Origin of the sequence: Moraxella nasibovis, assembly GCF_029581575.1 — a bacterium.
GTDB lineage: Bacteria > Pseudomonadota > Gammaproteobacteria > Pseudomonadales > Moraxellaceae > Moraxella > Moraxella nasibovis.
Genome location: NZ_CP089975.1, coordinates 1,681,852 through 1,693,587, shown reverse-complemented (window position 1 = coordinate 1,693,587; position 11,736 = coordinate 1,681,852). Strand labels below are relative to the sequence as shown.

Sequence of the window (11,736 nt, the reverse complement as noted above, 5' to 3'; positions counted from 1 at the left end):
GGGTGGTCTTTGGGGCGTGTTTTGGGTTTTGTAAATTTTTACTCGCCCAGCATTCTGGCTGCCTTCAATGCAAAATAAGTCAAAATACCATCGCAGCCTGCTCGTCTAAAACCAAGCAAGCTTTCTAAAATCACGCTTTCGGTCAGCCAGCCGTTTTGAATCGCTGCCATGTGCATGGCGTATTCGCCTGAGACTTGATAAGCAAAGGTCGGCACGCCAAAGCCGTCTTTGACTTCACGGACGATGTCAAGATAGGGCTGACCAGGTTTTACCATCACCATGTCTGCCCCCTCGGCAATGTCCAATGCCACTTCATGCAACGCCTCGGCGCGGTTGGCGGGGTTCATCTGATAGCCTTTTTTGTGTCCTTTTAGGTTGCCTGCACTGCCCACCGCATCACGGAAAGGGCCATAATAGGCGGATGCATATTTGGCAGAATACGCCATGATGGCGGTGTTGTGAAAATTCTCGCCCTCCAACGCCTCACGCATGGCACGAATGCGACCGTCCATCATGTCACTTGGCGAAATCACATCTGCCCCAGCACGAGCATGAGCAAGGGTTTGCTTGACCAGCACTTCGGTGGTGATGTCGTTTAGCACATAGCCATTGTCATCAATAATGCCGTCTTGTCCGTGCGTGGTGTAAGGGTCTAAGGCGACATCGGTCATGACAATCATGTCAGGGCAAGCGTCCTTAATCGCCTTGATGGCACGCACTGCAAGGGTATCGGGGTGGTAAGCGTCATCGCCATTTGGGGTTTTTAAGGTGGGGTCAATCACAGGGAAAATATCCACCATACGCACGCCTGCACCATACAGCTCTTTGACATAGTCGGTGGTCAAATCGATGGATAAGCGTTCCACTTCTGGCATGGATTTAATCGCTTGACGCTCGCCTTTGCCTTCAATGACAAATAAGGGGGCAATCAAATGGCAAGGCAGTAGGTGCGACTCTTGCACCATCTCACGAATGCCGTCAGAGACACGCATACGGCGAAGGCGAGTGTGGGGAAATTGGCGATTAAAGGTATAGGACATAGGTTTGCTCTGTAATTAAAAGATGAGTTGTTTGGAAAATTGGCTTATCTTATCAAATTATGCGCATTTCAACAAATAAAAAAGCCGACAGTTGCCGACTTTTTAGATATTAATTTTTGGATATTAAAATGCGTAATGGTTAGAAAAGGTTTGCCACCCAATCCACCAAGCTTTGCCACACTCGGCTGACAAAGCCTGCTTCTGCCACATCGTTGGCGGCGACGATTGGTGTGCTGGCGACTTCTTTGCCATTGACCATCGCCAGCATTTGTCCTAGCTCTTGACCTTGTGTGATGGGGGCGGTGATGTTGTCATTTAGGCGGATGACGGTACTTGGTGTGACTTTTTCGCCTTTGTCGGTGAGTACTTTTAGGTCGTGCAGGGCGACGGCATCGACCTCGCCGACTTGCCCAAATTTGACGGGTGCACGGGTGATGATTTGACCCTTTGGTGCCAGTACGGTGTTGGTGAAATTGTTGTAGCCATAGCCTAGCAGCTCACGCATCTGGTCGGCTCGCTCGTTGGTGCTTTTTGCGCCCATGACGATGGCGATCAGGCGCATGTTGTCACGGTTGGCAGATGCAGCCAGCAGGTAGCCTGCCTCTGAGGTATGCCCTGTTTTGAGTCCATCGACAGTGCTGTCGGTGTAGAGTAGGGCGTTGCGGTTTTGTTGTTTGATGTTATTGTAGGTGAATTCTTTTTCGGCGTAGATGGCGTAGTATTGTTCGCTGTTTTTGATGATGGCACGAGCCAAAGTTGCCAAGTCTTTGGCGCTCGACAGATGTCCGTCGGCAGGCATGCCTGTGGCGTTTTTGAAGGTGGTCTTGGTCATGCCAAGCTTTGCCGCCTCGTCATTCATGATGCTGGCAAAGGCGGACTCTGAGCCTGAGATGTGCTCAGCAAAAGCGATGGATGCGTCATTACCAGACTGCACGATGATGCCACGCAAAATATCAATGGCACGAGCGCTCTCGCCCAAAGGCACATACATGCACGACTCTGTGCTTGAGCCACGGCACCATGCGTTTTCGCTCACTTTGATGGGCGTGTCCTCAGACAGCTCGCCTGACAGCAGGTGCTGCTCTAAGATGTAGCTGGTCATCATCTTGGTTAATGATGCAGGCGGCAGGGGCGTGTCGGCATTTTTTTGTGCCAAAATCGTCCCTGTGTCATAATCCATCAGCACATAAGCGGTGTTATCAAGCGTGGGGGCGGCAGGAGCAGCATGAGCGGCGATGTTGGCGCCAAATAGGGCAAGGGCGAAAGCCATCGGCGAAAAAAATGGCAAAAGGGTGCGTGGTTTCATCATGATTCACAAAGGCAACAGGTTAAAAAGCGTGCAATTATAGCAAAATTCACCATGAGTTGAAATTGTTTTGATGAAATGTTACAAATTTAAAATCGTATTTTGTAATCATTAGTGGGTTGGTGCGATCGCCAATTTCCCAATTTTTTAATTTTTATTAACTTAAATATAATAAAATCTAATCATTAAAATTCCACTTCGGTGAATTGTAGGCAGATTTTGCGGTTTTGGGCGGGGGGATAGGTCGCTGTCCATGCTCGAATGTTTTGAAGGGCAGAGCGATAGCCAAGCTGAGTGCGTAGCTGGCGCAAGGTGTTGTTTGGGTTGGTGGAGGTGGGCATGAATGAGCGCAGCTGCTGCTGATAGGCGTGGGCAAACTGGATGCGCTGCTGATTGCTGAGCATTGGCGGGCAGATTTCAGACAGCACTTGCACCAAGGCAAGCTCATACTGCGAGACGGTCAGCTCAGCGCTGGAAGTTTTGTGGAATTTGCCTTGCATATTGACAAAGCGAGGGTTGGCGTGGCTGATGTTTGTCAGGCAAGCCAGTACCAATAGTGCCGCCAGCAGCGTCCTGTGCGAGCTTAAAAAGGCGGTCAGATTGGGGTGTTTTTGACTGTTTGATGATCTTTTCGGTGATCTTTTTATGGTAACGATCATAGTAACGACACGCAAAATCAAAACTGCGTATATAATAAATCTTTGCCATCAAAAAGTCATACTAAAAGCTAGGAAAATGTGTTGTTTTATTGTTCATTTTTACCAAAATCAGCAACATGAGCGTAAATCATGCAAGGTTGTGTTTTTGTCAATTATTTTATAAATTATTGATAAATATCATAAAATTTTAAAAATGACGGTTGGTTGTATCATCTTTCATGTCAGCTAAGTTTGCAGGCATTTAAACAATAGTAACAATCAAAAGCTTATGCTAGTGCGACATTTTGATGTCTTATCTGATGCCTTAAATGTAGCTTATCTGATGCCTTAAATGTAGAAATAGGCGACAAATGAGCAAAAGTTGATTATAATAATGGTATTTTTGTGCTGCTGTTTTATCGTTTGCTTGGTTGAATTTTGCTTACCAAACCTACAAATTGATTGCCAAATCCATCAACAACGACGAGCAGGCCCACATTTCACCACCCATGAGCCACCCATGAGCCAAAACCGCCTGATTGACCCTACCTTAAAAAAAGATGATGCATTAGACCGTGCCATTCGCCCTGCAACCTTGTCCGACTATATCGGTCAGCCAAAGGTGCGTGAGCAGATGGAGGTGTTCATCACGGCAGCTCGTCAGCGTGGTGAGGCACTTGACCACACGCTGATTTTTGGTCCGCCTGGTTTGGGCAAGACCACTTTGGCGAACATCATCGCCGGAGAAATGGGTGGAAATTTGCGTTCAACGAGCGGACCTGTGCTCGAGCGAGCGGGCGATTTGGCGGCAATGCTGACCAACTTAGAAGAAGGCGATGTGCTGTTTATTGATGAAATTCACAGGCTTAGCCCAGTGATTGAAGAGATTTTGTATCCTGCGATGGAGGATTATCAGCTCGACATCATGATTGGCGAAGGTCCTGCGGCTCGCTCCATTAAGCTCGATTTACCCCCTTTTACGCTTGTGGCAGCGACGACCAGAGCGGGGCTTTTGACCGCACCTTTGCGTGATCGTTTTGGTATTGTTCAGCGGTTGGAGTTTTATCATGTGGCGGATTTGACGACCATCGTTGAGCGTGCGGCACGGCTGATGGGCATTGTCATGGATAAAGGCGGAGCGATGGAGGTGGCTCGCCGTAGTCGTGGCACGCCCCGTATCGCCAACCGCCTGCTCCGCCGTGTGCGAGATTATGCCGAAGTCAAAGGCGATGGCGTGGTAACACAGCAGATGGCAAGCTTAGCACTGGATATGCTGTCGGTGGATAAGCAGGGGCTTGACCATCTGGACAGACGATATTTGCTCATGCTTGCCGAGCGGTTTGACGGCAGACCTGCTGGTGTGGAGGCGATTGCGGCGGCGATGGCAGAGGACAGAGGCACGCTTGAAGATGTCATTGAGCCGTATTTGATTCAGCAAGGCTACATTCAGCGGACACCGAAGGGGCGAATGCTTTTGGATAAGGCATACGAGCTGGATGCGCAGGACTGAGCGTAACTGGCGTGATAGACATGATTGGTATGATTGGCATGATTTAAGATGAACGCACATACTTTTTTAACATTCCCCAAAAAATCTGGCAAAATGCTGTCTTTGATGTTGGTAGGCTTGCTGTCTTTGTCTGTGCTTGGCTGTCTTGATGATGCCAAGTCTAAGACGAACGCTGGGTCGAGTGCCGAGGTGTTGGCGGAGGATGCCGCTCATCTGGGTGCGCCGTCTGATTTTTGTCATAATCAGCGCATCATCGATGCCTTTGCCAAGCAGCGCTCGGATGTGCAGGTTTTGGGCTGTGGGCAGGTGGTGGCGGTTTTGCCTGATGACAATAAAGGCTCACGCCATCAGAAGTTCATCGTCCGCTTGCAAGACAGCAAGCACACGGTATTGATTGCGCATAACATTGACCTTGCGCCACGCTTACCACGACTCAAAAAAGGCGACTTTGTGACTTTTTATGGCGAGTATGAATACACTGACAAAGGCGGCGTGGTGCACTGGACACATCACGACCCAGCATCTCGCCATCAAGATGGCTACATCTTGTATGATGGGCGAAAATACGGCTGATGGGCGGTGTTTTGACCAAATTTTCAAAATCAAAAACACAAACCAAAAACGCAGCAACTGCGAATTTGAAGTACTTAAAAGTAGGTGAAATGATGATTCAAAAAATCTTTCAACAAAGTGCATTGGCGGCGACAGTCGTCATTGCCATGAATGCGATCGCGCAAAGCGATGAGTCGGTGCAAATTCAGGCGCTGACAAATGAATTGACAAATGAGCTGACGAATGAGCCATCAGACAGTGAGGTGTTATCAGGCACAACCACCACAACTGCTGAGACGGTGAATGCGGCGCAGGTAGAGGATTTGCCCATCAAAACGCCGCTTGAAGGTGAGGCGATATTTCGTGACTGTGCGCTGATTGCCAGTGATTCGGCTCGCTTGGCGTGTTTTGATGACATTGCCCAAGGCAAGGTGCCTGCCATCTTACATCAAAAGCAGCCGATCGCTTTGGGGGAGACTATCAAAAGCATCACAGGCAGCCGTCAAGTGGTCTTTGTGGACAATAAGTCGGCAGACGCTGATGGCGACACCATCAAGCGCAACATCGAACGCTACACACCGCTGTCCATCGGCTATGACCTTGACCGCAACAGCGAGCAGGGTCTGTGGCGTGTGCGTCCGCACAATCCTGTCTATATCTTGCCGATGTATTTGCATGGCAAGCCAAATCGTAAGCCCAGCACCCCAACCCAAGAGGCTCGGTACTATACAGCAAATCAGCAGCGTGCCCCTGAGCTGAAATTCCAAGTGTCATTAAAATCAAAAATGATGGACGATGTGTTTGGCACCAATGCCGACCTTTGGTTTGGCTATACGCACATGGCGCATTGGCAGATTTATAATGAGGATAATTCCAGACCGTTTCGTGCGCACGACTATGAGCCTGAGATGTTCTTGACGCAGCCTGTTTCGGCGGATTTGCCGTTTGGTGGGCGTTTGCGTATGCTGGGCGCTGGCGTGGTGCATCATTCTAATGGTGAGGACAATCCGTTGTCTCGCTCGTGGAATCGTGCTTATGCGATGGCGGGCATGGAGTGGGGAAATTTGACCGTCATGCCAAGATTGTGGGCACGAATTTTAAAAGAGGGTAATGGCGCTCAACCTGATGACAATCCTGATGTGCTTGATTATTATGGTCATGGCGATGTTAAGTTTTTGTATCAATTACAAAACAACAAAAACATCTCAGGGCTTGTGCGCTACAACCCAAAAACAGGTAAAGGCGCATTGCAGCTTGACTATGTGCATCCGCTCGGTAAGGGCATCAGCGGCTATGTGCAGCTGTTTCAAGGCTATGGACAGTCGTTCATTGATTACAATCACGAGGCGACATCGATCGGCGTGGGTGTCATGCTTAACGACTGGATGGGGCTATAAAGCGCATCTTTAATGCTCTTGGGCGCACCAGACGAGTGCGCTTAGCCCCTTATGCGCCATCACGGTGGCTACAACGATGGCACGGACTGTGCGTGCTGTGCCATGAGCCGATGGCTAAGACGGGCGGGATACTGTGCGCTGATTGTCATGCGCTCATGGCGTGGCAACTACCACCCATCAAGCTGTCAGCGCAAGTAGTAGGCTTGCCTGATCGCACTTTTCCTTTATATTTTGCCACTTTTTATCAATACCCCATCAATCAGGCGATGACGCATTTTAAGGACAGCGAGCATTTGCCATCCTTGATGCTGCTGTTTCACGCCATTCATCAGATGCCCAGACCCGTCGGTGCGCATGCCGATCACACCGTCATCATCCCCATACCCACCACCAAAAAGCGCTTGGTCAAGCGAGGCTTTGACCCTGTGATGGTGCTTGCCAAATGTTTGGCACATCATTGGCAGCTGCCTTTGTGGCAGGGGCTTAGTCGCATTGACGATGCTGAGCATCAGCGCACGCTTGACCGCAGACAGCGACTGGATAACATGAGCGATGCCTTTGCCATCTGTGGCGAGGTGTCAGCCAGACGGGTGATTTTGTTTGATGATGTGGCGACAACAGGGGCGACCTTACAGGCAGCGGCGAGCGTCATCATTCGCCATGCACCCAAGACATCACTGCTGGCGGTGTGTGTGGCGCATGGGTCGCAAGATTTTTCATAGTCAGTGCTTTGGCTGAATGTAGAGACATAAGATTCAAACCTGTGTTAGAATCTTTGTTAAATGGCTTGTTTAAAGTGGTTTGTTTAAAAGTGCCTTGGCTGTGATGGTTTTTTGATATTAACAGGGTTTGGTGTTTTGGTTTGGTGTGTCATATGAAAAGGCATCAGCAGGGATTTGGCTTGATTGAAGTGATGGTGGCGCTTTTGTTGGTGACGATGGCGTTTTTGGGGTTTTTGATGGTACAGGCTCGAGCGACCCATGCCACCAAAGATGCCGCCATGCGCACATCGGCGGTGGCGTACATGACGACACATGCTGAGATATTAAGTGGGGCAGATGATGAGAGTCGCCGTGATCATGCTCGGCTGTTTGGGCGCATGAATCAGGCAGATGGCACAAGTATGCAGATGATGGAGGGGTATCGCCAAGCGCTGCAAGCGGTATCGACAGACTGTCATCAAAGCCAATGCACCACACAAAGACTCATCACACATCGAGCCATCAATAATGCCAGACTTGCCGCCAAAGAGGGCATTCGCCTAAATGCTGTGGTTCATAATGGCGAGCATCGTCTCATCGCAGCGTGGGGTGAGACCGCTGCGACTTGGGGCGAGGGTGGCTGCCTGTACTTTAATGGCTCAATTAACCAAGGCGCTCGCTGCATGACGATGGCGTATTAGATGGGGCGCAGGGAGGGCAGATGAAACAGCTGAGTGGATTTGGCTTGATGGAGATGATGGTAGCGCTACTCATCGGTGCGCTCATCGTACTGATGGCAGGTCAGGTGTATGTGGCGAGCATGAAAGGGGTGCTTAGTCAAGAACGCACAGCCGATGACATCAACCGACAGATTTTTGCCACCGATGGGCTGGCGGCAAATCTGCGCTTGGCAGGGCTTGGCATTGATGAGTCGGTGCTGTCTTATCCTTTGCCTTCGGGCATTTTGATTCATCAAAATCAGCTGAGCAGACAAAACAACAATGGCGCAAACATCGCACGCTATCTGACTGGGCGTATGCATCTGCCAAATGACGGCACCAATTTGCCATCCGATCAGCTGACGATCATCTACCGTGCACCACAGGACATGTGGAACTGCGAAGGTGAGATGGTGCTGGGCCCCCGCCGTGCCAGACTCAAAAGTGGCGAGATGGCTTGGGTTGATGGGCAGGTGGTGATTGAGCGTTATTTTATCCAAAATGACGATGGCGTGATGAATCTGCGCTGTGATGCGGCAAAATTTATCACCGAAAACATCGTCCGAGATGCCACCAGAGATCGCCGTTTTGCTCAAAGCTCGACCGCTTTCATCAACGCCATCATCGATGAGAGTGCCAAAGACACCAAAAACGCCAATGTCATCTACGGCTTTGGTGAGCAAAGTCAAGGTCAGATCATGGCGCATCATGTCGAGGGCATGTGGGTGAGATTGGGTGTGCAAGAAGGCGATGGCGTGCGCCTTGTTCGACCCAGCGACTATGACAGCGCATCTTTGTCGCCCATCGTATCTTTGGATGTGGCGTGGCTGAGTCATTCACCACTGACTTTGCCCAGCGATGAGGTGGGTGAGCGGCAGTTTGAAGTATTTGGCGAGGCGGTGGCGGTGCGTGATGGAGCAGGCAGTCATGACAGGCGCTTGCATCAGCTGACCGTACAGCTAAGAAACATCAAGGCGCAAGGAGATGTGCAATGAGGGCGGAGCGAGGTTATGTGCTTTTGATGGTGCTGATTGTGATTTTGATCGTTACCAGCTTGTCGGCGCTCGCCATTCGCCAAAGTCTAAACGACACAAGGCTTGCCTTTGCCACGGGCAAGGTGAATGCGCTGTTTGTGGCGGCAGATGCGCCTTTTGCCATGCTGGGTCAGCCTGCCGCTCAAAAAACCATCTTGGCTGATGATGGCATCTTATCAAAGCTCATCACGCATCACCAACAAAAATACAGCGCCCACCACTTCATCACGCAAGACCAAGCCGACCAAAATGCCGCACCAGAACAGACCAAGCAAAGCATTGGTTTTATGTGCTTTGAGATGGCGGCTGGGCTGGCAAATTTTCATCCAAGCAAGCTGTCATTGGACACACCAAGCCTGCGCTGTCTTGATGGGCAGGTAAAGCTGTGGTGGGTGCTGAGCGCCACCCCTGATGCTGATGATTTGTCTTATGCGCCATCTGGGGTGAGCTTGGCTGACATTGCAGATTTGGGTGTAGATGAGAGCGTTTCTTATCGTGTGACGCTGTATTCATTGGCAAAAAGCGGTACAAATGAGTCTTGTGCGATTCATCCTTTGCAGGTGAAATCGTGCTTGGAGGAGGCGGGCATTTCTCATCAAATGCTGGTACAGGAGTATGATTATGGCTATTAGACTGCGCCGTCAGGGTTTGATGATATTGGCTGGTCTGTTTACTCTGCTTATACTGTTTGCTTTGTCGCCCGCTTTTGCCATGCAGCATGGGTCTGCCATGTTGGCGGCGAACGCTGCATCTTGTTCGCCAGATGCTCCCATCATCACCAGTATCAGAACCAATGCATCGCACGCCTACATGGGCATGGCGTATCAGAAATTCGATGGCTGGCGTGGTGCGCTGTTAAAATATCCCATCAGACAAGGGGTGGCGGTGGGTGCAGATGGTGAGCCGCTTTATGCCAATCATCAAGCGACCGTGCATCCTGATGTGTGGGCAAGCGGTCATGAAGTCCAAGATTTTGGCACAGAAGGCAGGCTGATGTATTCAAGCAAAGCGTTGTGGATAAGTGAGAATAAAGAAAGTGGTCCTTTTGGCACCATGATGAAAATTGGGTCTGCTTTGGAGGTGCATCAGCTGGTAAATCACAGTCCTGATGAGCGTGCTGCCATCGCTCAGTTATTGGAAAATTGGCACATCGGTGCTGTCATGTATCCGTCCGATAGCGATGACAAGTCTGGCATGATGCTTTATACGGACACGCAGGGTGTGCTGCGTCTGGTCGATGATGAGGGGCGTGAGCGACTGGCGTATTTGCCAATGTCGGCGCTGGGCAAGCCCTACGGCATCGATGCGGCATGGCAGCTACACCGTGTGCGTGAGTACCACGATCAAGGATTTACCGAGCGCCTGATCGCTGTGGGTGGCTTTGGACGCAGTGCTGAGGGTTTGGTGGCACTTGATGTGACCGATGACAATGCTCCACGACTTTTATATCACCTGACCTCGAATGTGCTGCCTAAGCTGTCACACATCTATGCGCCTGTCAGCTTGGGCTATGTGCGCCAAAATGGCAGGCGGCAGGCGGTGTTTGTGTTTGGTGGCGGTATGGATCCATGCTATCAAGATGGGGTCGCTTGCCATAAGACAAGCGCAGACGGTGCCGCTGTCTATGCCATCAATGCCTTGACAGGAGAGCCTGTATTTATATGGCAGGACGAGTTAGGTGGGTATATGAAACACAGCTTTGTGGCAAAGACGACGCTTGTCGATCGCTACGGCGATGGCACTTTTGAGTATGTGTATGCTGCCGACTTGGGTGGACAGATTTTTCGTATGGATGTGAATCGTGCCGCCATCGTGCGTGTGTTTGCCGCCAATGCAGACGATGATTATGATGGCTTGTTTGACAAAGGGCGACAGCGGTTTTATCAGCAGCCCATCATAAGCCTTTATGACACTCGCCAATACCCTGCCTACCCTAAGGGCAACAGACGCTTTGCGCTCATCAGCATCGCCTCATCAGATCAGCTGCCTTTGGTGCGTGACAAAACAAGCCATGTGTATGGTATTTTTGATGATGGGTTGATTGACCTTAAATCTCGTCTGACCATTCGTGCTAATGATTTGATAAAAATTGACGATGACACCCAGTCACAAGCCTACTGGCTTGGCATGGCGGCGCGTGCCAAAGGCTGGGTGCGAGTGCTTAGCATCGATGGCGACACCCATGTGACGGCACTTCACGAAGGCGTTCTTGTGCCAAGTGGTCGAAATTTTGCTCGGGTGGGGGTGCGTGCGCTGTATCATCTTAGCGTCGCCAAAGTGCCAGACTGCCTGCACCAGATGACGGTGCAGCCGCAGGTGTTTTGCTTGCCCTTTGGGGTGTGCGCCCATCACCGCACAGGTCAGCTTTTAACCCGTAACACCAGTGGTATGCTGACTGCCCAAAGCATTCAGGGCAACTGGCAGCCTACCGCCGCCAAGTCCATCAATGGCAAATCTTTGGCTTGGCAGGTGCTGATGCCTTATGCTGGCGCACTTGATCTTACCCTTGCTGATGTGCCTGTCGATGGCACTTTTGATGGCGCTGACAAGATGGAAGGTGCTGATGGCAAAACGGATATTGCTTTGGTGCGGATATTACGCTTTTTGCGCTGGTATGATGTGCGTAGCAGCACGGACTGATTTGACTGATAAGTGCAAAGAAAGATTTTATAAATGAATAAAGTGTGGTACAATGCGTGCCTTGTATTGAATTGTGTGAGTTAATACCCATATAACTCATGCAGTCGTGCAAGGTTTGTATTTTTTGTGTAAAGTTTTTAACTTATGTTGCTAAGATTGTTGACCTTGTGATGATAACTCACACAAAGGCATACAAAAC

General features: G+C 50.2%; 11 protein-coding genes. 8 read left to right on the top strand and 3 right to left on the bottom strand.

From position 1 onward, the window contains the following. Positions 1–38 precede the first annotated feature (38 nt). The 3 genes from hemB to LU290_RS08110 form a co-directional block, all read right to left on the bottom strand. Positions 39–1,040 (bottom strand): porphobilinogen synthase, encoded by a 1,002-nt coding sequence (gene hemB / locus LU290_RS08120; protein ID WP_277808100.1) that lies wholly within the window; start codon positions 1,038–1,040, stop codon positions 39–41. A gap of 139 nt (positions 1,041–1,179) precedes the next feature. Further along, positions 1,180–2,349, bottom strand: coding sequence for a D-alanyl-D-alanine carboxypeptidase family protein (locus LU290_RS08115; protein WP_277808099.1), 1,170 nt, complete (start codon positions 2,347–2,349; stop codon positions 1,180–1,182). 182 nt (positions 2,350–2,531) lie between these two features. Then, a complete protein-coding gene (locus LU290_RS08110; protein WP_277808098.1) occupies positions 2,532–3,005 on the bottom strand; it encodes an MCR_0457 family protein in 474 nt (157 codons plus the stop codon). Positions 3,006–3,504: 499 nt separating this feature from the next. On the opposite strand from LU290_RS08110, the gene ruvB reads away from it, so the two are divergent. The 8 genes from ruvB to LU290_RS08070 all read left to right on the top strand — a co-directional run bounded on the left by ruvB (position 3,505) and on the right by LU290_RS08070 (position 11,537). Continuing rightward, positions 3,505–4,494 (top strand): Holliday junction branch migration DNA helicase RuvB, encoded by a 990-nt coding sequence (ruvB, locus tag LU290_RS08105; protein ID WP_277808097.1) that lies wholly within the window; start codon positions 3,505–3,507, stop codon positions 4,492–4,494. Between the two features lie 48 nt (positions 4,495–4,542). Next, positions 4,543–5,067, top strand: coding sequence for a DUF3465 domain-containing protein (locus tag LU290_RS08100; protein WP_277808096.1), 525 nt, complete (start codon positions 4,543–4,545; stop codon positions 5,065–5,067). Between the two features lie 89 nt (positions 5,068–5,156). Beyond that, complete coding sequence (locus tag LU290_RS08095) at positions 5,157–6,443, top strand: phospholipase A (protein WP_277808095.1); 1,287 nt, start codon at positions 5,157–5,159, stop codon at positions 6,441–6,443. Between the two features lie 35 nt (positions 6,444–6,478). Then, positions 6,479–7,165, top strand: coding sequence for a ComF family protein (locus tag LU290_RS08090; RefSeq protein ID WP_277808094.1), 687 nt, complete (start codon positions 6,479–6,481; stop codon positions 7,163–7,165). 152 nt (positions 7,166–7,317) lie between these two features. Continuing rightward, complete coding sequence (locus LU290_RS08085) at positions 7,318–7,845, top strand: type IV pilus modification PilV family protein (RefSeq protein ID WP_277808093.1); 528 nt, start codon at positions 7,318–7,320, stop codon at positions 7,843–7,845. A gap of 20 nt (positions 7,846–7,865) precedes the next feature. After that, positions 7,866–8,858 (top strand): hypothetical protein, encoded by a 993-nt coding sequence (locus tag LU290_RS08080; RefSeq protein ID WP_277808092.1) that lies wholly within the window; start codon positions 7,866–7,868, stop codon positions 8,856–8,858. Continuing rightward, positions 8,855–9,529 carry a hypothetical protein gene (locus LU290_RS08075; protein WP_277808091.1) on the top strand — a complete coding sequence of 225 codons (675 nt, stop codon included), beginning with the start codon at positions 8,855–8,857 and terminating at the stop codon, positions 9,527–9,529. Before LU290_RS08080 ends, LU290_RS08075 begins: the two co-directional genes overlap by 4 nt. After that, on the top strand, positions 9,519–11,537 hold the full coding sequence (locus tag LU290_RS08070; protein WP_277808090.1) for a PilC/PilY family type IV pilus protein: 2,019 nt from the start codon (positions 9,519–9,521) through the stop codon (positions 11,535–11,537). Before LU290_RS08075 ends, LU290_RS08070 begins: the two co-directional genes overlap by 11 nt. Positions 11,538–11,736 lie beyond the last annotated feature (199 nt).

Excerpts from the sequence above, each read along its gene's own strand:
- LU290_RS08115 (WP_277808099.1), bottom strand. The coding sequence starts at position 2,349 with ATGATGAAACCACGCACCCTTTTGCCATTTTTTTCGCCGATGGCTTTC.
- ruvB (WP_277808097.1), top strand. The coding sequence starts at position 3,505 with ATGAGCCAAAACCGCCTGATTGACCCTACCTTAAAAAAAGATGATGCA.
- LU290_RS08100 (WP_277808096.1), top strand. The coding sequence starts at position 4,543 with ATGAACGCACATACTTTTTTAACATTCCCCAAAAAATCTGGCAAAATG.
- LU290_RS08080 (WP_277808092.1), top strand. The coding sequence starts at position 7,866 with ATGAAACAGCTGAGTGGATTTGGCTTGATGGAGATGATGGTAGCGCTA.
- LU290_RS08075 (WP_277808091.1), top strand. The coding sequence starts at position 8,855 with ATGAGGGCGGAGCGAGGTTATGTGCTTTTGATGGTGCTGATTGTGATT.
- LU290_RS08095 (WP_277808095.1), top strand. The coding sequence starts at position 5,157 with ATGATGATTCAAAAAATCTTTCAACAAAGTGCATTGGCGGCGACAGTC.
- LU290_RS08110 (WP_277808098.1), bottom strand. The coding sequence starts at position 3,005 with ATGATCGTTACCATAAAAAGATCACCGAAAAGATCATCAAACAGTCAA.
- hemB (WP_277808100.1), bottom strand. The coding sequence starts at position 1,040 with ATGTCCTATACCTTTAATCGCCAATTTCCCCACACTCGCCTTCGCCGT.
- LU290_RS08070 (WP_277808090.1), top strand. The coding sequence starts at position 9,519 with ATGGCTATTAGACTGCGCCGTCAGGGTTTGATGATATTGGCTGGTCTG.
- LU290_RS08085 (WP_277808093.1), top strand. The coding sequence starts at position 7,318 with ATGAAAAGGCATCAGCAGGGATTTGGCTTGATTGAAGTGATGGTGGCG.